We start from the raw sequence: 23,135 nt of genomic DNA on the forward strand, positions 1-23,135 counted from the left end.
GACAGAAAAATTACGCGACAAGGATGAGAATAATCATATGTCAAAACAGGAACAAGGAAACCTGAAACACGGTTTAAGCAATCGGCACATCCAGCTTATCGCGCTAGGTGGTGCCATTGGTACAGGTTTGTTTCTCGGGATTTCCCAATCGATTAAACTGGCTGGTCCATCGGTCATTCTGGGTTATGCAATTGCAGGCTTGATTGCATTCCTGATGATGCGACAGTTAGGTGAGATGGTGGTACAAGAGCCAGTCAGTGGTTCGTTTAGCCATTTTGCTTACAAATACTGGGGTTCTTTTGCAGGCTTTATGTCTGGCTGGAACTACTGGGTGCTGAATGTTCTGGTCTGTATGGCTGAGCTCACAGCGATTGGGTTATATATTCAATATTGGTGGCCTGAAATCCCGACATGGGTTTCGGCATTGGCCTTTTTTATCTTAATTAACGGTATCAACCTTTTGCATGTCAAATTTTTTGGTGAAATGGAGTTTTGGTTCTCCATCATCAAAATTTTAGCAATCTTGGCCATGATTGGTTTTGGTTCGTATTTACTTGCAACAGGAACAGCAGGGCCACAAGCGGGTATCAGTAATCTTTGGGCATTGGGTGGATTCTTCCCATTTGGTGTGGAAGGTCTGGTCATGGCAATGGCTGTAATCATTTTTGCCTTTGGTGGCATTGAATTATTCGGGATTACTGCGGCTGAAGCACGTGATCCAGATAAAACCTTGCCAAAAGCAGTCAATCAAATTATCTATCGTATTTTGATTTTCTACATTGCAACACTTTTCATCTTATTTGCGTTATTCCCTTGGAACCAAATGGCACAAGGCGGTAGCCCATTCGTGATGGTCTTTGCCTCGTTGGATAGCCAAGGTGTTGCAACCATGTTGAATTTTGTGATTTTGACTGCGGCAGTCTCGGTTTATAACGGAACCAGTTATTGTAGCAGCCGTATGCTTTTAGGTTTGGCACAGCAGGGCAATGCACCCAAGTTCCTGAAAAAAATTAACAGCCGTGGTATCCCAACCAATGCGGTCTATGTTTCTGCATTTGTGACTGTACTTTGCGTCTTACTGAATTATGCATTTCCAGAGAAAGCGTTTGGTCTGCTCATGATGCTAGTGGTTGCTGCGATTGTGATTAACTGGGTAGTGATTTCATGGACGCATTTAAAGTTTCGCAAAACCATGCAGGCACAGGGTGTTACCACCAAGTTCCCAAGTATTGCTTATCCATTTAGTAACTATCTTTGCATGATCTTTATGCTAGGTATTTTGGTGGTGATGTCATTGACTGCGGATATGCGTATTGCAGTGATGATGATCCCAGCTTGGATTCTTTGTTTGATGCTGGCGTATTATCTAAAGCAGCGTAAATTAAGAAATGCTCAACCGAGTGTGGCGTTGAATACAGATGCATAAGTTGTAAAGTGATCATGAGAAAAGGGAATTTTCAGCCCTTTTTTTGTAGATTGATGTTTTCATTATTCATAATGATATTAGACGAATTGTTTGATGAAATGAGCTAAAATTCTCTTGTATTAATCGAGTTCACGTTCTCTTTTTTTCTTCTTTCACATTGTAAATAAAGGCATTTGAATTGCTTCAATCATTAAGTATCCAAACAAGATTGGGTGGTTTTTATCTGTTCTACTACGCCATAGTCGGTACATTCATGCCGTATTGGAACCTGTATCTTCAAGATCAGGGTTTCAATTATCAAGAGATCGGCATTTTATCTTCCATTGCCATTATTACCCGTTTTTTTGCACCGCTGATTTGGGGCTGGATTGCCGATAAATCAGGGAAGCGAATGCTTTTGGTGCGAATTGCGACATGGATGGAAGCCTGTATCTGGTTTGCCATATTTGTGATTCCAAATAGCTTCCAATCCGTGGCTTTGTTGATGCTGATTTTTAGCTTCTTCCAAAATGCAATTTTGGCGCAATTTGAAGGGGTGACCTTATTCTGGTTAGGTGAAAAACGTGCTGAGCTCTATGGCAAAGTACGTAAATGGGGCTCAGTCGGTTTTATTGTTGGTGTGTTTGTGATCGGTGCTTTGCTGGAAGTTATTCCAATTTCAATGCTGCCAATTTTACTGCTCTCTGTTTCATTTTTGGCTTTTCTCTGGTCATTTAGTATTAAAGAACCTGAACACGCACCAAGCTCGCAAAAAACGCTTGAACCGCTGCTGCCGATTTTAAAACGACCCATCGTCGCGGCCTTTTTTAGTATCGAATTTATTTTGCTATTTTCATTGGCGCCGTTTTATAGCTTTTATAGTAACTATCTAAAAGAAATCGGCTTTAGTACCACACAAATTGGCAGCTTATGGGCGATGGGGGTGATTGCTGAAATTGTCATGTTTGCCGTTGCACAAAAGCTGTTCTTTACCCGCTTTTCGTGGCGGACATTGGTGGTAATTTGCCTGATTTTGACCAGTCTACGTTGGTTCTTGGTTAGCATCTTTGCAACCCATTATATTGGGCAATTGCTTGCTCAATGCTTGCATGCCTTTAGCTTTGGCCTGTTCCATCTGATTGCCATGAAAGTGATTTTCCAAAACTTTACACCCGAGCAGCAAGGCCGTGGGCAAGCTTTGTATAGTACCATGTGGGGCTTAGGTGTGGCGTCTGGGAGTTTGTTGGCGGGGCATTATTGGCAAAGCTTTTCAGGCGCAACAATGTTCTTGTGCGCCAGTATTGTAGTCTTGTTTGGTTTGTTACTGGTGCCATGGCTGCCGAATCAAGTGGAAACAGCAGCTAAAACCTAGACTAGAGTTGGATTTGCTTATATTGTGGCATCCACGGTTGGGCTTGTTCCAGTTGAGCGGCAAGTTGTAACAAACGGTCTTCTCGGCCAAAGGGTGCAATAAACTGGCTACCCAGCGGCATACCATGTTTACTCCAGTACAACGGTACTGACATGGCTGGTAAACCCGTTACATTGGCGAGCTGGGTAAAAGGTACCCAACTTAAATTGTCTTGTACCATTTTCTCGACCAGTTTACCTTGAGCCAGATAATGCGCTTTACCAACTTTTAACAGGCCCTTTAGAATAGGTTTCTGCCAGACCGGTGTGGCGACTTCACCATTTTTTGGCGCGACAGATGCTGTGCTTGGAGTGAGGTATAAGTCATATTTTTCAAAGAAAATATTCATTTGGGTGCTATACAGTCCCCAATTATTCAAGGTATGAATATATTCTGTGGCTGTAGTTTTAGCACCAAAAGCAGCCAAAGCAATTGAATCCAGTTCGAAATCACGATCGCTAGCGCCTGCCATTTGCTTGATTTGTGCCTGCATATAAGAAAATTGACTAAACCAAGTGGTCACGAAGTCTTTGGCCAGTTCCATACCATCAATCTTTGGACGGTCTTCCACCACAATATGGCCCAATGATTCCAACAGCTTCGCTGTTTGTTGCACGGCTTGGATGGCATCTTTAGAAACTTTGGTGCCTATCGGTGACTGGGTATTAAATGCAATGCGGAGTTTCTTTGGTATTTGTTGAATCACATCAAGATACTTTTGTTCAGGCGCTTCAATTCGAAATAGTGAGGTTTGTTCAGGGCCTTGCACTGCATCCAGCATGGCTGCACTGTCTCGAACGCTTTTGCTGAGTACATGTTGCATGGCAGCGCCGTGCATAGCTTCGCTAAATTGTGGCCCCCAAGGGGTACGTCCACGACTGGGTTTGAGTCCGAATAAACCACAATAAGAGGCTGGGATACGAATTGACCCGCCACCATCTCCAGCACCTGCAATCGGTACTAAACCACCTGCAACAGCTGAAGCAGCTCCACCAGAGGAACCACCACTATTGTGTTTTAAATTCCAGGGATTATGACATGTACCCCAAGCATCAGGTTCGGTAATTCCTTTAATACCAAATTCAGGGGTATTGGTACGCCCAAAAGTAACAATACCCGTTTTTTCCCAACGATTCACAATTTCTGCATTAAAGTCTGGGGTGTAATTGATGTTTTTGAGTGCCTGACAGCCATAGGAGGTCGGGATATCTTTATATTCTTGAAAGAGGTCTTTGACTAAAAATGGAACCCCAGCAAAGGGGCCTGTTAAATTTTGCTGAGCACGATGTTTAGCTTGTTCATACATGGGGATAATGATGGCATTCAGCTTGGGATTGACCAGATTGCTGCGTTGTAATGCAGTTTCGAGTAATTCAGAGGGATGGATTTGTTTGTTTTTGACCAGTTGTGCTAATCCAAGACCATCATATTGTATGTATTCGGAAAATTTCATGGCTTTTATCCCTAAAGCTAAATCTTTATAAAGTAAAAATAAATATAAGTTGTAAAATAGAATACCTGAAAAATTACTAAAACGATGAACTAAATTACATGGCAAAAATATTGTGTTTATATGGTTATGAATGCATGCTTTTATCCAAAAATATGCTAATTTAAGCTTATGCACCGTTTTAGATGACGACTTAATTAAATCTATGAAAAATATTTATATTATTGGATTATTATGGGCTTGCTCAACATGGACTATGGCAGAGACGGTCGTAAATAACAAAGCAACGGTAACACCGCCACAAGTAGCTAAAGCGAATGCGATTCGTGTCACGACTCGCCCTGAAATCATGGGATTATGGGGAATGGAAATTCCCAATAATAAAAAATGTGTCGAGTACTATAATTTCCGTGGTGCCAGTGATGTCGTGATCAAAAGTGGTCAAGAGTGGTCTTATGGCTTATACGATTATCAGCCATCAGAAGATCATAAAGAACGATTACCAGCGCTGATTCTACAGATTAAATATGACAATAATGAAACGGATTGTTCAGGTCAGAAGGAAGATCAGACAGGTGAGGTGTCCCAATATTTCGTGAAATGGGCAAATGATTCGACCATCGATTTTTGTGCCAGTGAAAAAGGTGATAAGTGTTTTGCAACGTTACGCCGTGTTTTACCTTAAAGAAATTTAGAAATAAAAAAGCCTCTTATTTAAGAGGCTTTTTTATTTAGGCTTTTTCAGTTTTAGGCTCAAGCTGCTTGAGCAAATGCTTTTCAAGATAGTGAATATCCATTGCCTGTTCGCAGAAGTTTTTATCTTGCAAGATTAAATCTTTATGCAATGGAATATTGGTTTTGATTCCAGTCAAAATCATTTCATCTAAAGCTTGGCGCATGCGAGCCAGAGAAGTCTCGCGATCTTTACCATGAGAAATCAATTTTGCAATCATTGAGTCATAGTAAGGAGGAATGCTATAACCTTGATAAATATGAGAGTCTAAACGAATTCCAGCGCCACCAGGTGCATAGAAACTTTCAATTTTACCTGGTGAAGGCAAGAAGGTCGTTGGATCTTCTGCATTGATACGGCATTCAATGGCATGGCCTTTTACTTCGATTTGCTCTTGTTCAAGTGCTAAACCTAAACCAGCCGCAATACGAAGTTGCTGTTCGATAATATCAACACCTGTAACCATCTCGGTCACGGGATGTTCTACCTGAACACGAGTATTCATTTCGATAAAGAAGAATTCACCTTCTTCAAATAAAAACTCGAATGTTCCAGCGCCACGATATTGCATTAATTTACATGCATTGACGCAGGCTTCAAGAATATCGGCACGTGCTTGTTCTGGGAGGTTCGGTGCAGGCGCTTCTTCTAATACTTTTTGATGGCGACGTTGTAAAGAACAGTCACGATCATATAAGTGAATGGCATGGCCGTTGCCATCACCTAACACTTGTACTTCGACATGGCGAGGTTTCTGTAAGAAACGTTCCATATACACCGTATCATCGCCAAACCACATTTCAGCATCACGCTGTGCGGCTTGAACAGATTCAAGTAGCGTGTCGACACGTTCTACGATACGCATACCACGACCGCCACCGCCAGAAGCAGCTTTTACGATCAATGGAAAGCCGATCTCTTTGGCTTCTGCAAGTGCATTATTAATGGTCACGGCGTGATCACAACCGGGTACAGTCGGTACACCTGATTTTTTCATCGCAATAATCGCAGAAACTTTATTCCCCATCAGGCGGATATGTTCTGGACGTGGACCAATAAAAATAAATCCTGAACTTTCTACGATCTCTGCAAATTCTGCATTTTCAGAAAGGAAGCCATAACCAGGGTGGATGGCATCCGCACCTGTAATTTCCGCAGCAGTAATAATTGCAGGAATATTTAAATAGCTTTCACTACTTGCACCTGGTCCAATACATACTGCTTCGTCAACAAAGCGTAAGTGCATTAGATCTTTGTCTGCATCTGAATAGATACCGACAGTTTTAATGCCAAGAGTTTTACAAGCCCGAGTAATTCGTAAAGCGATTTCACCACGGTTTGCAATTAATACTTTTTGCAACATAGGAATCCCCAAACTTATTAAGCACGGTAGCGGAAAAGTGGTTGACCGAATTGGATCACTTCACCATTTTTCACTAAAATTTCTTCAATGACACCGCTCTTGGTTGCTTCAATTGGGTTCATGATTTTCATTGCTTCAATAATACCAAGCGTTTCACCCGCTGAAACGGTTTGACCTACATTAACAAATGGCGCTTCACCTGGGTTAGGTGCAGCGTAGAACACACCAACCATCGGTGATGTTTCAACTGCACCACGAGGAGTTTTTGCAGCTGTTGCAACAGGTGCAGAAGCTGCCGGCGCTGCTGCAACAGCTGCTGCGGTTGCATAAACAGGAGTCGGGCGAGTTAATGAGATGGATTGGTCACCTTCCTTAACTTCAATCGCTTGTAAGTCAGATTCTATCATCAGGTCGATGAGTTTCTTGATTTTACGGATATCCATGAGTGAGCATTCCTAATGTGTTTAAAATTAGTTAGAAGATTGAATTTTTTCGATAGCGTAATCGAGTGCAAAGGAATAACCCTTTGCACCTAAGCCACAAATTACGCCAATGGCTTTATCTGATAAATATGAGTGATGACGGAATGATTCACGAGCGTGAACATTTGACAAATGAACCTCAATAAATGGGATGGCAACACCGAGTAAGGCATCGCGTAAAGCAACTGATGTATGTGTCAAGGCAGCAGGGTTGATAATAATAAATTTCACACCCTCAATTTGTGCCTGATGAATGCGATCGACAATCGCACCTTCCCAGTTGCTTTGAAAAGTATCTAGTGTAACTGATGCATGTTTAGCCTGAGCAGTGAGTTGCTGGTTAATATCATCTAAACTGAGATAACCGTAGACTTCTGGTTCGCGCTTTCCCAGCAAATTTAAATTCGGTCCGTGAATCACCAAAATGGTTGAGCTCATTCAGCCTGCTCCAATTCTAAAACTGCAAATATTTTTTGCAAGATGTCTGCAAAGTTTGCTTATTATGGCACAAAATTCTGCAAGTTTTTTATAATTTGTTTTAATTGATGAAGAAATTTGCATACCAAGCATGGTGCATATAATGAAAACTTTGCAAGGAATTGGCAATGTTAAAATATGACAAAATTTAGCATAATTTAAGTTTTAGACATTTTAAACTGAATTACCCCATTTCGTTCATGAGATTTGTGTAACTCGGGAGTCAAATTGTTTTGTTTTTGTGGATTTACTGGATCTGGATTTCGAGAAAACGATAAGAAGGAGGGTAGATGAACTGGCTTAAAAATGTCTTTTTGTGGTTTTAAATTATTGTTTTTATTAGTTTTGAATTTTACTGTTTGAAATATGAAAATCGAAAAGGTGTGGATGTGCATATTTGTTTTTTTGTGCTGTGATTTCAGTGGGCTTCCTTATGAGAACTGCCTACTTGGAGTAGGGGGAGATGATTGTGGATTGATCATTACGCTCCGTGCAGCAGTTGGCAGAAATGATGAATTTTCATATTAGAGATGGCAGTTAATGACATGAAAATGTCCGATAAAGATATCTGTTTTTTAAATAATATTAACAGTACTTAAGAGCTTACATTTGATTGGCGTAGGCTCTTATGGGTCTTTCAAAGCTGCTTTGGGATATTAAAGCAGCTTTTTTTTGTCTTATTCTTTTATAACTGACTGGCAGCCGCTTGATGGATTTCAAGCAGCAGGCAGGCCCGTGCTTGTTCGGTATAAGCCTGAGTGGTGTGGTCAGCACCGCTCCATTTATACATCTGTTGAAATAGCCACTCAAAATCTTTTGCTTTTGGTTCAGCATTGCCTTGTACAAAATGACGAATAATGTTTTGGATGGTGAAATATTTCTCTACGTGGATATCTGATGAGCACTGGAATTGGATCACATTAAACTCGATCAGCAATTGCCATACAGCACTAAAGTCTTCAAGTTGCTGTAGCTCTTGTTGGGCTTTCGCAATAGCACGGGTTAAAGCAATCAGTGTTTTGGGGTTTTGTTTGGCCCATTCTTGTGTGACGGCCAAAACTTTATCTGCGACATTTGGGATAATCTGTTGGCTAGAGCAGATCATATGGCTGAGTCCTTCGAGCTCTGCTTGAGTATTCCACGGCTCGCCCACGCAAAATCCATCAATGAAATGATTGCTCATGGCTTCAACCATATAAGGTGGCGGTAGGGTTCTTAATTGAATCGATTGAGCGAGTTTTGGGTCGGCCAACGTCAGCCATTCTCTAAGACAATAATGATGAATGGAATGTTGAAAGACATGAGCGAAAGAAATATTTTGATTGTGATGAATATAGTCGGTTATTTTTTTTGCCGAGCTTTCTGCCGAGTCTTGTTTCTGGATATTGAGTGCATAACACAGTTTCTGGCTCAAGCTAATGAAAGCGCGATTTTCGCTTAACACTAAAGGGGTCTGGAGTGGAATGCCAATTTGATCCGTTCCGACCGCTGCTGCTGGCAGCATGGCAGACAGGCAATGTGCGGCATCGAGTAAGCCGAAGGCTAAACGATCGCGTAAGCTTGCCCAAGATGCTTCTTTGACTAAGTTGACATTTAAACCAAGCTCATCAAAAAAACCGCGGTGTTTCGCCCAAAGCAAAGCAATACAATCCAATAATGGGATATAGCCCAGCTGTAATGTTGTTTTTTCTACTTTTTCTAACGCGACTAAATGGGGCATCTATTCATCCTTTAGCTGGTTGTTCAAAAGTTGTTGAGCATCAAGTAATCGGCGAGCCATTTCTCCAATGGTCATACGATGGCTCATGGCATTTTTTCTAAGTAACTGGAATGCAGTATCTTCAGGTAGTCCATGCAAGTGTATTAATAGCACTTTGGCTTTTTCGATGTCTTTACGATCCGCAAGTTTGGTTTGCGCATCTTTTAGATCACATTTTAACTTTTTATGTTTTTTATATTGTTCAATTGAAATTTCCAAAATGGTATGCAATCGACTGGGTTCAATACCATCCACGATATATGCGGTAATACCTGCATCAATGGTCTGTTTTATGGTTTCCTTATCTGTATTTTTGGTAAACAGAACAGTGGGTAGATCAAAGCTGCTGACACAACTTTCAATCACATCGCGATGCGGGTGATCCATATCAAGCAGAATGACATCGGCTTGAAGGTGTTCGAGTTTAAAAATATTGAAGTGATCTAGGGTAAAGCAAGCAACAACATCAAAGCCATGTTCGATCAAACATGCTTTTAAGTATTCAGCCCGAGCCTGGTCGTCATCAATAAGTGCGATCTTGAGTTGCGGCATAAGTATATAAGGTCAAACGGTTGGTCTATACATATCTTGTTGAATGTGAATCAGTCTTGTTTTTGAAGCAAAAAGAGTGCCAGTAAAATAGTTTTTATAACTCAAATACAGTCTGAGTCGATAGTTGATCGCTGCTATTGTACTGTTGCTGATGGATGGAGGAAATGAAAAATCAGGGAGGATGCTAAAAAAGTAGTGGTGTGCAGTATTGGTGCGAAAAAGGAATTGTTTTGAAGCAGGGCAGACAATGCTTCAAAACAGGTCATTCAGTGTGTATAGCGGTATAAAAGTTCAGTCATCTAACGTTGATAAAATAAAAAATAATTAAAAACAATTGAATATGTTTTTTTTCTAGGGTTGCAGCCACTTGGCACGGCAATTGCTAATTCTCTACTGAGTCAAAGATGACTTATAAAGTTATAGACGGCCAACGATGTCCGATCTGATCGATTTGTTGACACAACCTGATGTGTCAACAAAACAAGATACGTTCAGTATGGGAGATGGCTATGTCTTTAGATTTATCCGCTAAAAAAGCGACTTCAATTAAGTTATTTAATTTCTCTGTACCCGCAATGCGGGCCTTCCACATGAGTTGGTTGGCATTTTTTGTCTGTTTCTTTGCTTGGTTTGCCTGCGCACCTTTAATGCCTGTAATTGCAGGCGAGTTCCATTTAACCAAAGATCAAATCGCCAATATCAATATTGCCGCTGTTGCAATCACCATTGTTGTTCGCTTAATCGTTGGACCGCTGTGTGATAAGTATGGTCCGCGAAAAACTTATACCACGCTATTACTGATTGGCAGTATTCCTGTATTTGGTGTTGCTGCTGCAAATAGTTATGAATCCTTTTTGTTCTTTCGTCTGCTGATTGGTGCAATTGGTGCGAGCTTTGTCATCACTCAATACCATACCAGCATTATGTTTGCTCCGAATGTCGTTGGCACTGCAAATGCTGCATCGGCAGGTTGGGGCAACGCGGGTGGAGGTGCAACACAAGCCTTGATGCCTTTGCTGTTATCTGCCTTGGTGATGTTCGGCGTTGAACAAGCCATGGGGTGGAGAATTGCCCTGCTGGTACCGGGTGTGATGATGGTGATCGTCGGTATTCTTTATTGGAAACTCACTCAAGACAGCCCGCAAGGAAATTTTAAAGAACTCCGTGCCCAAGGTGTTGTAGTCGGAAATGATAAAAAAGGCGGGCTTGCAATCTTAATGCATGCTGCACGTAACTATCGTGTCTGGATCTTATTTGGCTCATATGCTGCATGTTTTGGCATTGAGATTTTCATGCATAACATTATTGCGATGTATTACGTTGAGCACTTTAACTTCGGTTTAAAAGAAGCGGGAATGGCAGCAGGGGTTTTTGGTTTGCTGGCGTTATTTGCTCGTGCACTTGGCGGCATCGTCTCAGATCGGGTTGCACTTAAAAAAGGTCTTGATGGCCGTACGAAAGTTTTATTCCTGCTGATTTTGGGTGAAGGTTTATTCCTGATGCTATTTTCTCAAATGAATGGTGTGGCATTGGCAATCCTCAGTATGACCATCTTTGCATTATTTACCCATATGGCATGCGGTGCGACTTATGCGCTAGTCCCATTTATTGATCGTGATGCACTTGGTGGTGTCGCTGGGATTATTGGTGCAGGCGGTAATGTCGGTGCAGTCGCGGCAGGATTCTTGCTCAAAGGCATGGTGGACATCCAAACCTGTTTAATGGTCTTAGGCGGTTTGGTGGTCTTTACCGCAGCTTCTGTAATGTTGATCCGATTCTCAGTTGAGCATAAAGAAAAAGAACAACGCTTGTTTGAACAGGCTGTTTTAGAACGTGGCACAGAACAAAGTAGCGCAGCTTAATCATTCATCAAATCTTGGGAGAAGAACAATGAAATTAGTGATGATTGGTCACGGTATGGTCGGACATAAATTCATCGAAGCCATCTTGGAGAAAGCGGACGATGAGCTGGAAATTACCATTCTCGCTGAAGAACCACGTATTGCCTATGACCGCGTACATTTGACTGAATACTTCTCTGGTAAAACAGCCAAAGACTTATCGCTGGCACGTTTTGACTTTGCTGATGCGCATGGGATCGACCTCCGATTAAACACCAAAGCGGTTGAGATCAATCCTGCCGAGCAAACGGTGACCACCAATTTCGGTGATGTGATTCATTATGACAAATTGGTCTTAGCAACAGGTTCTTATGCCTTTGTCCCGCCAATCTCGGGTAATGACCGTGAAAACTGTTTTGTCTATCGTACCATCGAAGACTTGGATGCCATTCGTGCAGCAAGTCTGAATGCGAAGACGGGTGTGGTGATTGGTGGCGGCTTATTGGGTTTGGAAGCAGCCAAAGCCTTGCATGATTTGAATCTGGAAACCCATGTGGTCGAGTTTGCACCACGCTTGATGGCAGTACAAGTTGATGATCTTGGCGGTAAAGTATTGCGCCGTAAAATTGAAAATCTTGGGGTCAAAGTCCATACCCAAAAAGCCACACAATGTATTGAAGCGGGTGACAGTGCAACGCATGTCATGAAGTTTGCCGATGGTAGCGAGCTGGAAACCGACATTATTTTATTTTCGGCGGGGATTCGCCCACGTGATGAATTAGCGCGTGTCAGTGGCTTAGTGCTTGGTGAGCGTGGCGGGATTAAAATTAATGATTACTGCCAAACCTCAGATTCACATATTTATGCGATTGGTGAATGTGCGCTCTGGGAGAATAAAATCTACGGTCTGGTCGCGCCGGGTTATGACATGGCACGTATTGCCGCAAAACATATCCTAGCCGAAGAAACTCATTGTTTCGCGGGTGCAGATATGAGTACCAAGTTGAAGTTGATGGGCGTTGATGTGGCATCCGTAGGTGATGCGCATGGCATGACGCCAAACTCGCTCAGCTATTTTTATGCTGATGAAGATAGCTTGGTTTATAAAAAGATCGTGGTTGATGCAGATAAAACCAAGTTGCTCGGTGCGATCTTGGTTGGTGATGCTAAAGAATACAATGACCTATTACAAATGATGCTGAATGGGCTGGCACTACCAGAAAGCCCTGAAAGCTTGATCATGCCCGGCTTTGCCGAATCAGGTGCGAAGGCAGGTGGTAGTGGTGTCGATTTATTGCCGGACAGTGCTACCATTTGTTCATGTAACAATGTCTCTAAAGCCGATATTTGCCAAGCGATTTGTGATGGTTCAACCTCACTCGGTGCTTTGAAAAAATGTACTAAAGCGGCAACAGCCTGTGGTGGCTGTGCGCCTTTAGTGACGCAAGTGTTAAAGTCCGAGCTGCAACGCCAAGGCGTAACAGTCAATAACCATGTCTGCGAACATTTTCCATATTCACGCCAAGAGATTTATCACTTGGTTCGTGTCAATGAAATCAAGACTTTTGATGATTTGATTCATCAACATGGTCATGGTTTAGGCTGTGATATTTGTAAGCCCATGGCGGCTAATATTTTGGCATCATGCTGGAATGATTTTGTACTTGAACCAAGCCATGCGGGTCTACAAGACAGTAATGATTACTACTTGGGCAATATTCAAAAAGATGGTTCTTACTCGGTTGTACCACGTATGGCAGGCGGGGAAGTCACACCTGATGGCTTAATCGCCGTGGGTCAAATCGCCAAGAAATATAATCTATATACTAAAATCACGGGCGGACAACGGGTTGACTTATTTGGTGCGCAAATCCATCAACTGCCGTTTATTTGGGAAGAGCTCAATGCAGCTGGTTTTGAATCTGGTCATGCGTACGGTAAATCATTACGTACCGTGAAATCATGTGTCGGTAGTACATGGTGTCGTTATGGGGTCGATGATTCTGTGGGCTTGGCGATTGAATTAGAGAATCGTTATAAAGGCTTACGTTCACCGCATAAACTGAAAATGGCAGTGTCAGGTTGTACCCGTGAGTGTGCCGAAGCGCAAGGTAAAGATGTCGGGGTGATTGCAACTGAGAAAGGCTGGAATCTGTATGTCTGTGGCAATGGCGGCATGAAACCGCGCCATGCCGAATTATTAGCATCAGATCTCGATACGCAAACCTTGATCCGTTATATCGACCGCTTCTTTATGTTCTATATCCAAACCGCAGATCGTTTACAGCGTACTAGTGTCTGGCGTGACAATATGGAAGGTGGTCTGGATTATCTCAAAGCCGTGATTGTGGATGATTCCTTAGGATTAGCCGAAGAACTCGAAAGCCGTATGCGCCATGTGATCGGTACTTATCAAGATGAATGGCGCACTGCGGTGGAAAATCCTGGAATCCGCAAACGTTTCCAAACCTATATCAATGCCAGTGCCGAGGAGCAGGCCGATCCACATATTCAGTTTACCCAAGTCCGTGATCAGATTCGCCCTTTGAATGAGGCTGAACGTTCAGTCGATCGCATCCCCATGGTTGAAGCATAAGGAGAACTTAAATGACCAGTTTAAAGAATATGGATATGCTGCCAGACGATCAATGGGTTGAGGTGTGTGGGCTGGATGACATCACACCAAATACAGGTGTGGGGGCGCTGATTGGAGGTCAATCAGTGGCTCTGTTCCGTGTCGGGCATGAAAAACGCATTTATGCTTTAAGTAATAAAGATCCATTCAGCCAAGCCAATGTGATGTGTCGCGGCATCATCGGTGATTTACAAGGTGAACGCGTGATTGCATCGCCGATTTACAAACAACATTTTAGTTTGGCGACGGGGCGCTGTCTGGAAGATAAAGATCAAAAACTCTTGGTCTTTCCAAGCAAAATTGAAAATGGTCGGGTTTGGGTCGGGACTGTTCCGCAAAAAACCTATATTACCAACAATGGCGCTGCGCAAGAAAAATTAAAACTGGTGCTGATTGGTAATGGTCTGGCAGGTATGCGTTGTTTGGAGGACCTACTGGATATGGCACCAGATCGTTATGACGTCACGGTGATTGGTGAGGAACCTTGGGGCAACTACAACCGTATTATGTTGTCACCAGTACTTTCAGGTGAAAAAACCATTGATGACATCATGCTGCATTCACATGCATGGTACCGCGATAAAGGGATTCAGTTTATTGCCGATGATCCCGCGATCAAGATCGATCGTACCCGCAAAGTGGTGCATACAGAGAAAGGTGAAAGTGTTGATTATGATCGTTTGATCATTGCCACAGGTTCATCTCCGTTTATTCCCCCTGTGCAAGGTGTGGATTTACAAGGTGTGATTAGCTTCCGTGATATTTATGATGTCAACACCATGATCAAATATTGCGAAAGCAAAAAAAATGCGGTGGTGATTGGTGGTGGCTTGCTGGGTCTGGAAGCAGCGTATGGGCTGAAACAACGCGGCATGCATGTGACGGTTCTGCACCTGATGGATCGCATTATGGAACGTCAGTTGGATGGACGTTCCAGCCGTATGCTGCGCCATAGTATTGAGCAAAAGGGTATCAATATCATCACGGAAGCCAATACCGAAGCGTTGATTGGCGAAGACGGTCATGTCAGTCAAGTCCGACTTAAAGATGGAACACTAATGGATGCGGATTTGGTGATTTTTGCGGTCGGGATCCGTCCGAATATTGTTTTGGCTCAACGTGCAGGACTGCGTTGTAACCGTGGCATCTTGGTGAATGACACCATGCAAACTTTTGACCCAAGTATCTATGCCGTGGGTGAATGCATCGAACATCGTAATCAAACTTTTGGTCTGGTTGAGCCGTTATGGGGACAAGCATTTATCTGTGCAACGCATTTGGCTGAACATGGCAGCTTAACCTTTAAATCACCAACCGTACCAACCCAGTTAAAAGTCAGTGGTGTTGATGTGTTCTCTGCTGGGAACTTTGAGCCGAAAGAAGATTATGAAGACATCATCCTGAATGATGATAAACGTCAAATTTATAAACGTATCATTATCCAGAAAGACAAAGTGATTGGTGCGGTTCTATTTGGTGATACAGAAGATGGGATGTGGTATGCCGAGTTGATTGCTGATCAAACGCCAATTTCTACCTTTAGAAATAAGCTGCTATTTGGTAAGGACTTTGCAATGAAAAAGGCAGGGTAATATTTCTAAGAGATTAAATTCCTATGTAAGTAGTTTGATACTCGGAAAACTCATCTGCAACCTGCATGGTTTTTGTAAGAAATGTTTCTGCGATGAACCTAAATAGGTGACAGAAGAGAACAGGTTTTGCAGATGACAATGGTTTTGCCTACTTTTCCCAAAAGAAAAGTAGGTCGAGCCGAAGGCTTAGCCTGAAAATAAGATGAAAACTCGGTAAGACTCCCGAGAGTACGCATCTTTAAAAAGATTAACTAGGTAAAAGGGGCAGTCATGAACAGTATTCAAAATTTAGAACACAGTCGCTCCGATCAAGCAAAAACAATCATTACAAAAACGACATGTCCCTATTGTGGGGTTGGCTGTGGTGTGGATGTTAGTGTGCAACATAAAGCGCATGGCATGACGGTACAAGTTGCGGGTGATCTGGATCATCCTTCCAACTTTGGACGACTCTGCATTAAAGGCAGCAACTTGGCAGATACATTAGGCTTGGAAACTCGTGTCTTGCACCCGATATTTGGCCGTAAAAACCATCGTCAAGTGACGACATGGGATCAAGCCATCGAGAAAATTGCAGACCAGTTTCAAGCCTGTATTGACCAGTATGGAGCAGACAGTATCGCTTTCTATGTCTCAGGTCAGTTACTGACCGAAGATTATTATGTAGTGAACAAGTTTGTTAAAGGCTATTTGGGCACCGCCAATATTGATACCAATTCACGCTTATGTATGTCATCTGCGGTTGCAGCACATAAACGTGCCTTTGGCGAAGATATTGTTCCAGCCAGTTATGAAGATTTTGAACATACTGACATGGTGGTTTTAGTCGGTTCCAATACGGCATGGTGTCATCCCGTACTGTATCAACGCATCATGCAGGCCAAGAGCAAGAATCCAGATTTATTTGTGGTGGTGGTCGACCCTCGTTTTACCAGTACCTGCGAGCAAGCGGATTTACATTTACCGATCTTGTCAGGTCAGGATGTGGCTTTATTTAATGCCTTGTTTCAATATCTTTACCATCATGATTATACCGATCATCATTTTGTCGAGACCCAAACCGAAGGTTTAGCGGAACTGTTAGCGGCGAGTAAAGGTGAAAAAGACTTTGCCGCATTAGTGAAACGTACAGGAATTTCCGCAGAAAAATTACAACTTTTTTTTGATAAATTTGCCCAAACAGAAAAAGTGATCACCTTATTTTCGATGGGGGTTAATCAATCCTCTCAAGGTGTAAATAAAGCCAATAGTATTATCAACTGTCATTTACTCACTGGAAAAATTGGCAAATTAGGGGCAGCGCCATTTTCAATGACAGGCCAGCCCAATGCCATGGGGGGGCGTGAGGTCGGTGGATTGGCCAATATGCTGGCAGCACATCTGGATTTGGACAATCCTTCTCATCAGAATTTGGTGCAAAGTTTTTGGCAAAGCCCGGTGATAGCCAAGCAAGCTGGCTTAAAAGCAGTGGATTTATTCCAAGCAGTGGAAAGTGGCAAAATCAAAGCGATCTGGATTATGGCAACCAATCCTGTGGTGAGCTTACCCAATGCAGATCAAGTCAAACGTGCCTTAGAAAAATGTGAGTTTGTCGTGGTCTCTGATATTTGTGCAGATACCGATACCACGGCTTATGCAGATGTATTGTTGCCCGCGCTGGGTTGGGGGGAAAAAGATGGCACAGTCACCAATTCTGAACGCCGTATCTCAAGGCAACGTGCCTTTTTAACTCCGCCAAAGCAAGCCAAAGCCGATTGGTGGGCGGTGGCTGAGGTTGCAAAAAAACTCGGTTTTACTGGTTTTGATTTTAATCATGCCTGTGACATTTTTAATGAACATGCGGCTTTATCGGCTTATCAAAATGTCAGTGTCGATCAACGTGACCAAGTTGAAAATTTCCGCTATTTCAATCTAAAAGGTTTAATGAATTTAAGTCTGGATGAATATAATCATCTGCGCCCAATCCAATGGCCAGTCTGGGAGAAAGGTCAAAGTGTTGCGGTGCAGCAGCTATTTGATCGAGGCAGTTTTAGCCATAAAAATAAAAGAGCCAAACTGATTCCAACTGTTGCTATTGATCCAGTGCATATGACCTCTGAGGATTATCCATTGGTGTTGAATACGGGACGGATTCGTGATCAGTGGCATAGCATGACCCGCACGGGGTTATCGGCAAATCTCACCACACATCGGGCTGAGCCATTTTGTGAGATTCACCCGAATGATGCGTTAAAATTTGGTATTCGTGATAAAGCTTTGGTGGAGGTTCGCTCACAATGGGGGCGTTGTGTGCTGCGCGTGACCTTGGCACAAGGTGTACGCCGTGGTCAAATCTTTGCACCAATTCATTGGACTGAGCAGGTGGCCTCTGATGCACGCATTGGCAAAGTGGTCAATCCTGTGGTGGATGCGATTTCTGGTGAGCCTGAATTTAAACATACCCCTGTGGCCGTTCAGCCATTCCATACCACATGGCAAGGCGTGCTGTATGTGCGTGAAGGCTTTGAACATCAGATTAAAGCTTCATTGCAAAATTGTGCGTGGTGGGCCAAGATTAAAACGACAAAAGCCATTCGTTATGAACTTGCCGACCGTCAGAGTCTTGATCAAACTCAAAACAATCTGAAAAGCTTTTTGCCTTTTGTCGATGAAACCTATGAATGGTTAAGTCTGGAAGATATTTCATCGCAGCTCAGTCATAGTGTAATTTTAAAAGAGGGTATTCTGATTGCCAGTTTATATATCGCACCTGCTGATCTATTACCCGATCGGGATTGGGTGGCGAGTCTATTTAAACGCGAACGATTAAGTGCCATGCATCGTAAAGCCTTGCTGGCAGGGATGCCGATGTCTGCTGCAAATACTGATGGACCCTTGGTCTGCAGTTGCTTTAAAGTGGGTAAAAATAAGATTATCGAAGCCATTAAAACACAAAAGATTACTCATGAAAAACAAGTTACAGCCTGTTTAAAAGCAGGCGGCAATTGCGGTTCTTGTTTACCTGAGATTCGTGGTCTGATTAAAACCTGTCAATTGGAGGCAGAAGCATGAATACAGAATATCCTGCTACAGATCTGGTAATTTTGGCGGGAGGGCAAGCACGCCGTATGAATGGCGTAAATAAGTTACTTCAACAATTTGATGATCAGATTCAGCTTTCAAAGATCTGTGCAAAGTTAAGAGCAGACGTACAAGATATTTGGGTCAATAGCCATCGAGATTGCACGATTTACCAACAAATTGAACCTGATATTCAATGCTATGCCGATGATCAGCTGGGTTTTCTAGGCCCATTGATGGGGATGAAAAGTGCATGGTTACATTTGCAAGCCGACTATGCTTTATTTATTCCTTGTGATGTGACCTATATTCCCAATCAGGTTGTGTTTAAACTGCATCGTGCTTTGCAAAAGCAGCCGCTGGCTCAAGTGGCTTATGTCAATATCAATGGAGATGCGTTATATCCATTTTGTTTGCTCAAGCGGAGCAGTTTGCCTGTTCTGGAACAAGCGATTGATAAGGATCGCTTAAGCTTACGAGACTGTTTCAAGCAACTAAATGCTCAAGTTGCACATTTTCAAAAACAAAGTCTATTCTGTCATAGCATTAACTCTTTAGATGAATTGCAACAATACAAACAAATGAAAAACTTTAAGCAAATGTTTTCAGACTAATCTCTGCTTAACTTATACCATTCAATTAGGTCGCTTTTAGACTGATTGCTGTAGCAATCAATAAAGCACAACATGCAACAAGTAATGAACTGTTGAAGGTATGATGAATAGAAAATAAAGCGTTTGACACCATTGGGCCAATGATTTGACCTATGCCATAGACAACCGTCATCAGGGCAATTAAATTATTTTGTGTTTGACGGGCGATTCGCTGTGCGATGGGCATGGCAATTGTGACAGTACCCATAAAGGTTGCCCCGACCAAAAATGCACTGAGCAAATAACCCAAAGTTGTTGGTAGAATAATTGGCAAGACTACACCGAAAGCCTGTAAACCTAAGTTTGAGGATAAGGCGACTTGTGTACCAAAACTTTGATGGAGACGATGCCAGAAAAAACAGGAAGGAATTGCACCCAAGCCAAAGATTGCCCAGATTTGTGCTGCATCAATATTGGGAAGTGCATTTTTGACTAACAATGGTAAATAGGTTGCGGTAATGATGTAGCCAAAACCCGCCAAGGCATAAATGATAATCAAAACGTAGGCATGGGGGATTTTTCTATTGGTCTTGAATGTATCTTGAGCTGAAATCGCATTGGGTTGAGCCCGCGATAAACCAAACATTGCGATGCAGCCAAGAACCAAACTGGATATACCGAGCAATAACCACAGTATTTTGCTGTGCCAACCCAGATGCGTACCAAAAACCAAAAGCTCGGCAGAGAGTGCAATCCCGAGCCCAACCCCAGCATATAAAATAGGGGCTTGATGTGTTTGTCTCTGCTGTTCAAGCAGCCATAATGAGGCTGACACCATGGCAAAGGCGCTAAAAATGCCCGCCAGACCACGAATCAAGATAATTAGGCTAATCGTATTAATACAACTGAGCAGAATCAGACAAAGTGCGGTAGCCACTGTGGCAATAATACTACTGAGATAGCTCTGCTGTGATTTAATCTTGACCGCAAATAAAGCACCGAACAGATAGCCTGCATAGTTTGCAGAAGCAGCCAAACTGGCATGCTGTAGATTGACGATACCTTCATCAATCATATGCGGGTAGACCGCAGTAAACGCAAAGCGTCCGAAACCCATGCCAATCGCCATAACCAGCGCGGCACAGATTGCTGATTGTAGTGAGCTGTTGTTGTTTTTTCTCAGATCTATCATGGCGGGTTTACTCCAACCCTTAGTCGCTATGACGCATGTATTCTAGAGGTGGTGCCTTGGCAAGAAATTTGTAGTCCAGTAAATAAAGTCCATAGCTAAAGAAACTTAAAATACAGATCAAAAATAGAAGTTTAGAACCACTCATTATTTAAATCATCTTTGAGTTTTGAGAAATCAAGGAATATTTAAACAAGTGTCATGAATCATGTAAAATGATTTGAATTGATACTAACTATCTCTAATAGTGATGGCGATGCAGATTAAGTCTTTAGAAATTTTTATGATGGTAGTGAAGCTAGGGAGTTTTTCCGAGGCAGCAAAATCGCTTTATACGGTACAATCCAATGTCACCAGTCATATCAAAAAACTGGAAACAGAATTGAATGTCGAATTGCTACATCGGCAGAACCCAATTCAACTCACCAGAGCTGGGCAGCAGTTGTATGGTTATGCTGAAAAAATGCTGCATCTACAAAAAGAGCTGTTGGATAGTTTTTCCAATCATCATCTTGCAGCCAATCTGCCTTTGCAAATCGGCAGTATGGAAACCACGGCAGCAGTTCGACTGCCATCATTATTCCGCGATTTACAACAGCACAGTCCAGATTTTCCTTTTGCATTATTGACTGCACCCACACGAGATTTAATTGATTTAGTAAGTGCATCCAAGCTAGATTGTGCCTTTGTAGCACATCATGCACCGATTGATGGGATGTTTAATTTACATGTATGGACTGAGCAATTGGTGCTGATTTCCTCAACACATGCACCTGAACGACTTACAAATGAGGATCTGATTCAAAAGAGGTTCATTGCCTTTAAGCAAGGCTGTAGTTATCGCAAAGCCATTGATCAGTTCTTATCTGTCCATCATTTGCCCGCAGCCAATGTGATTGAAATGGGTAGTCTAGATGGCATTATCAGCTGTGTCAGTCTAGGTGTTGGCCTCGCAATTTTGCCGATGAGCTATGTACAGCAATCCCATTTTGCTCAAAGTGTGAAAATTCATCCCATCGATTCAGCCACAGCTCAGATCAATACCTATCTGATTGCGCATCGTGATATGAGCACATGGGCAACCAATATGCATCATTTCTTTAGACATTTAAAAATAATGATCCAGCCAAAGTCGGAAGTAAATCTGAGCTGATGGAAAAGAAAACAGAGAAATGCCACTTCTCTGTTTATTCTACGGATTGGGCTAGGCGATGTTCATGCTTTCGCTAAATAATTTTGCATTTCTTCTACAGGAACCATTCCGCCACCCGTTGCCCATACAATATGATTGGCATGTTGTAACTGCTGTTGAGTAAATTGATGCAAGTTTATATAAGCTTGATGTTTGCTCACGAGAATTGGGCCTAACATCCCTGCGAGTGCAGAAGGTTCGAGTTGTAGATTTTCAGACTGGTTAAGCATTCCGAGCAAGCGATACATGGTTTGATCATCCAGTGTATAAAAAGCATCTAATAAGCGTTGCATGGCACGGCCGACAAGACCTGAAGCACGGCCCACAGCGAGACCATCTGCCGCGGTAATATTGTCAATGCCAATATCCTGAACGGAAATTTCATCATGTAAACCAGTGGCTACACCAAGTAACATACAAGGCGAATGGGTGGGTTCGGCAAAGATACAATGCACATGATCACCAAAGGCTATTTTTAGACCAAATGCAACGCCACCCGGCCCACCACCGACACCACAGGGTAAATAAACAAATAAAGGATGGTCTTGATCGACAATAATATGCTGTTGATCCAATTGTTTTTTTAAACGTTCACCCGCAACGGCATAGCCTAAGAATAATGTTTTAGAATTTTCATCATCAATAAAAAAACAATCTGGATTTTTTAATGCTGCTTTTCGGCCAGCCTCTACTGCAACACCATAATCTTGCTCGTATTCAATTACCGTTACACCATGAGCGCGTAACTTGTCTTTTTTCCATTGGCGGGCATCGGCTGACATATGCACAGTCACATCAAAGCCTAATTTTGCGCTCATAATGCCAATCGAAAGTCCTAGATTGCCTGTAGAACCGACCGCGATGCAGTATTGACTAAAAAAATCTCTAAATTCGGGGCTGTCTAGCTTTGTGTAATCATCTTCAACGCTAAGCCGATTGGCTTGTAGTGCAAGTTGCTCAGCCCGATAAAGCACTTCATAAATACCACCACGTGCTTTAATTGATCCTGAAATGGGAAGATGGCTGTCTTTTTTCAGCCAGAGTTTGCCTGTAATTTTCTGATCGAAGCACATTTCAAGCGACTGTTGCATATTTGGGATTGTGCTTAGTTCCGATTCAATAATGCCTTGAGTTGCAAGCGTTTCCGGAAAGACAGCCATCAAGTAGGGGGCAAAACGTGCTAAGCGGTCACGGGCATCATCAATATCAGATTGATTAAGACCCACATAGGGCAAGCCCTGTTCAAGTGTCGTAAACTCAGGGTTAAACCAGATGCTTTCTTTAAGTTCAATCAGGTCTTTAACAATCGGGTAGCGTGTTACGAGGTCTTGAATTTGATCTGATTGCATACAGGTACTCAAAAAGTTTAAATTAATGTGGGTTCGTACAGTTTAGAAAACT

Annotated in this window: 17 protein-coding genes; 9 read left to right on the forward strand and 8 right to left on the reverse strand. The window is 42.5% G+C overall.

Going from position 1 to position 23,135, the window contains the following annotated elements:
- Positions 1-37 precede the first annotated feature (37 nt).
- Positions 38-1,426 (forward strand): amino acid permease, encoded by a 1,389-nt coding sequence (locus tag NQU59_RS12045; RefSeq protein ID WP_257063600.1) that lies wholly within the window; start codon positions 38-40, stop codon positions 1,424-1,426.
- A 178-nt stretch (positions 1,427-1,604) separates the two neighbouring features.
- Positions 1,605-2,777, forward strand: coding sequence for an MFS transporter (locus NQU59_RS12050; protein WP_257063601.1), 1,173 nt, complete (start codon positions 1,605-1,607; stop codon positions 2,775-2,777).
- A 1-nt stretch (position 2,778) separates the two neighbouring features.
- Here the strand turns inward: NQU59_RS12050 and NQU59_RS12055 are convergent, their stop codons facing one another.
- Positions 2,779-4,269, reverse strand: coding sequence for an amidase (locus NQU59_RS12055; protein ID WP_257063602.1), 1,491 nt, complete (start codon positions 4,267-4,269; stop codon positions 2,779-2,781).
- A 202-nt stretch (positions 4,270-4,471) separates the two neighbouring features.
- Here NQU59_RS12055 and NQU59_RS12060 point away from each other — a divergent pair, with 202 nt between their 5' ends.
- Entirely contained in the window at positions 4,472-4,951 is a 480-nt protein-coding gene (locus tag NQU59_RS12060) for a hypothetical protein (RefSeq protein WP_026040133.1), read from the forward strand.
- Positions 4,952-4,997: 46 nt separating this feature from the next.
- Here the strand turns inward: NQU59_RS12060 and accC are convergent, their stop codons facing one another.
- From accC to NQU59_RS12085, 5 genes are all read right to left on the reverse strand, one after another.
- On the reverse strand, positions 4,998-6,362 hold the full coding sequence (gene accC, locus NQU59_RS12065; RefSeq protein WP_043969856.1) for an acetyl-CoA carboxylase biotin carboxylase subunit: 1,365 nt from the start codon (positions 6,360-6,362) through the stop codon (positions 4,998-5,000).
- A gap of 17 nt (positions 6,363-6,379) precedes the next feature.
- Entirely contained in the window at positions 6,380-6,805 is a 426-nt protein-coding gene (gene accB, locus NQU59_RS12070) for an acetyl-CoA carboxylase biotin carboxyl carrier protein (protein ID WP_005241231.1), read from the reverse strand.
- Between the two features lie 27 nt (positions 6,806-6,832).
- Complete coding sequence (aroQ, locus tag NQU59_RS12075) at positions 6,833-7,282, reverse strand: type II 3-dehydroquinate dehydratase (protein ID WP_005241233.1); 450 nt, start codon at positions 7,280-7,282, stop codon at positions 6,833-6,835.
- Between the two features lie 724 nt (positions 7,283-8,006).
- Positions 8,007-9,041 carry an ABC transporter substrate-binding protein gene (locus NQU59_RS12080; RefSeq protein ID WP_257063604.1) on the reverse strand — a complete coding sequence of 345 codons (1,035 nt, stop codon included), beginning with the start codon at positions 9,039-9,041 and terminating at the stop codon, positions 8,007-8,009.
- On the reverse strand, positions 9,042-9,632 hold the full coding sequence (locus NQU59_RS12085) for an ANTAR domain-containing response regulator (protein WP_257063606.1): 591 nt from the start codon (positions 9,630-9,632) through the stop codon (positions 9,042-9,044).
- A 509-nt stretch (positions 9,633-10,141) separates the two neighbouring features.
- Here NQU59_RS12085 and NQU59_RS12090 point away from each other — a divergent pair.
- From NQU59_RS12090 to mobA, 5 genes are all read left to right on the forward strand, one after another.
- On the forward strand, positions 10,142-11,494 hold the full coding sequence (locus tag NQU59_RS12090) for an MFS transporter (protein ID WP_005270876.1): 1,353 nt from the start codon (positions 10,142-10,144) through the stop codon (positions 11,492-11,494).
- Positions 11,495-11,522: 28 nt separating this feature from the next.
- Entirely contained in the window at positions 11,523-14,069 is a 2,547-nt protein-coding gene (gene nirB, locus NQU59_RS12095) for a nitrite reductase large subunit NirB (protein ID WP_257063607.1), read from the forward strand.
- Between the two features lie 11 nt (positions 14,070-14,080).
- Positions 14,081-15,700: a nitrite reductase small subunit NirD gene (nirD, locus tag NQU59_RS12100; RefSeq protein ID WP_257063608.1), complete on the forward strand. Its 1,620-nt coding sequence runs from the start codon at positions 14,081-14,083 to the stop codon at positions 15,698-15,700.
- A gap of 270 nt (positions 15,701-15,970) precedes the next feature.
- Positions 15,971-18,751, forward strand: coding sequence for a nitrate reductase (locus NQU59_RS12105; RefSeq protein WP_257063609.1), 2,781 nt, complete (start codon positions 15,971-15,973; stop codon positions 18,749-18,751).
- Positions 18,748-19,374 carry a molybdenum cofactor guanylyltransferase gene (mobA, locus tag NQU59_RS12110; RefSeq protein WP_043969862.1) on the forward strand — a complete coding sequence of 209 codons (627 nt, stop codon included), beginning with the start codon at positions 18,748-18,750 and terminating at the stop codon, positions 19,372-19,374. The genes NQU59_RS12105 and mobA overlap by 4 nt, the downstream gene beginning before the upstream one ends.
- A gap of 25 nt (positions 19,375-19,399) precedes the next feature.
- Here the strand turns inward: mobA and NQU59_RS12115 are convergent, their stop codons facing one another.
- Positions 19,400-20,545, reverse strand: coding sequence for a YbfB/YjiJ family MFS transporter (locus tag NQU59_RS12115; protein ID WP_257063610.1), 1,146 nt, complete (start codon positions 20,543-20,545; stop codon positions 19,400-19,402).
- Positions 20,546-20,792: 247 nt separating this feature from the next.
- Between NQU59_RS12115 and NQU59_RS12120 the strand changes: the two genes are divergently transcribed.
- Positions 20,793-21,695, forward strand: coding sequence for a LysR family transcriptional regulator (locus tag NQU59_RS12120; protein WP_005241249.1), 903 nt, complete (start codon positions 20,793-20,795; stop codon positions 21,693-21,695).
- A gap of 62 nt (positions 21,696-21,757) precedes the next feature.
- On the opposite strand, the gene NQU59_RS12125 is transcribed toward NQU59_RS12120, so the two are convergent.
- Positions 21,758-23,083, reverse strand: coding sequence for a D-serine ammonia-lyase (locus NQU59_RS12125; protein ID WP_257063611.1), 1,326 nt, complete (start codon positions 23,081-23,083; stop codon positions 21,758-21,760).
- Between the last annotated feature and the right edge of the window lie 52 nt (positions 23,084-23,135).

This window comes from Acinetobacter colistiniresistens, assembly GCF_024582815.1.
Classification (GTDB): domain Bacteria; phylum Pseudomonadota; class Gammaproteobacteria; order Pseudomonadales; family Moraxellaceae; genus Acinetobacter.

Excerpts from the sequence above, each read along its gene's own strand:
- NQU59_RS12045 (WP_257063600.1), top strand. The coding sequence starts at position 38 with ATGTCAAAACAGGAACAAGGAAACCTGAAACACGGTTTAAGCAATCGG.
- NQU59_RS12055 (WP_257063602.1), bottom strand. The coding sequence starts at position 4,269 with ATGAAATTTTCCGAATACATACAATATGATGGTCTTGGATTAGCACAA.
- NQU59_RS12060 (WP_026040133.1), top strand. The coding sequence starts at position 4,472 with ATGAAAAATATTTATATTATTGGATTATTATGGGCTTGCTCAACATGG.
- accC (WP_043969856.1), bottom strand. The coding sequence starts at position 6,362 with ATGTTGCAAAAAGTATTAATTGCAAACCGTGGTGAAATCGCTTTACGA.
- accB (WP_005241231.1), bottom strand. The coding sequence starts at position 6,805 with ATGGATATCCGTAAAATCAAGAAACTCATCGACCTGATGATAGAATCT.
- aroQ (WP_005241233.1), bottom strand. The coding sequence starts at position 7,282 with ATGAGCTCAACCATTTTGGTGATTCACGGACCGAATTTAAATTTGCTG.
- NQU59_RS12080 (WP_257063604.1), bottom strand. The coding sequence starts at position 9,041 with ATGCCCCATTTAGTCGCGTTAGAAAAAGTAGAAAAAACAACATTACAG.
- NQU59_RS12085 (WP_257063606.1), bottom strand. The coding sequence starts at position 9,632 with ATGCCGCAACTCAAGATCGCACTTATTGATGACGACCAGGCTCGGGCT.
- NQU59_RS12090 (WP_005270876.1), top strand. The coding sequence starts at position 10,142 with ATGTCTTTAGATTTATCCGCTAAAAAAGCGACTTCAATTAAGTTATTT.
- nirB (WP_257063607.1), top strand. The coding sequence starts at position 11,523 with ATGAAATTAGTGATGATTGGTCACGGTATGGTCGGACATAAATTCATC.
- nirD (WP_257063608.1), top strand. The coding sequence starts at position 14,081 with ATGACCAGTTTAAAGAATATGGATATGCTGCCAGACGATCAATGGGTT.
- NQU59_RS12105 (WP_257063609.1), top strand. The coding sequence starts at position 15,971 with ATGAACAGTATTCAAAATTTAGAACACAGTCGCTCCGATCAAGCAAAA.
- mobA (WP_043969862.1), top strand. The coding sequence starts at position 18,748 with ATGAATACAGAATATCCTGCTACAGATCTGGTAATTTTGGCGGGAGGG.
- NQU59_RS12115 (WP_257063610.1), bottom strand. The coding sequence starts at position 20,545 with ATGATAGATCTGAGAAAAAACAACAACAGCTCACTACAATCAGCAATC.
- NQU59_RS12120 (WP_005241249.1), top strand. The coding sequence starts at position 20,793 with ATGGCGATGCAGATTAAGTCTTTAGAAATTTTTATGATGGTAGTGAAG.
- NQU59_RS12125 (WP_257063611.1), bottom strand. The coding sequence starts at position 23,083 with ATGCAATCAGATCAAATTCAAGACCTCGTAACACGCTACCCGATTGTT.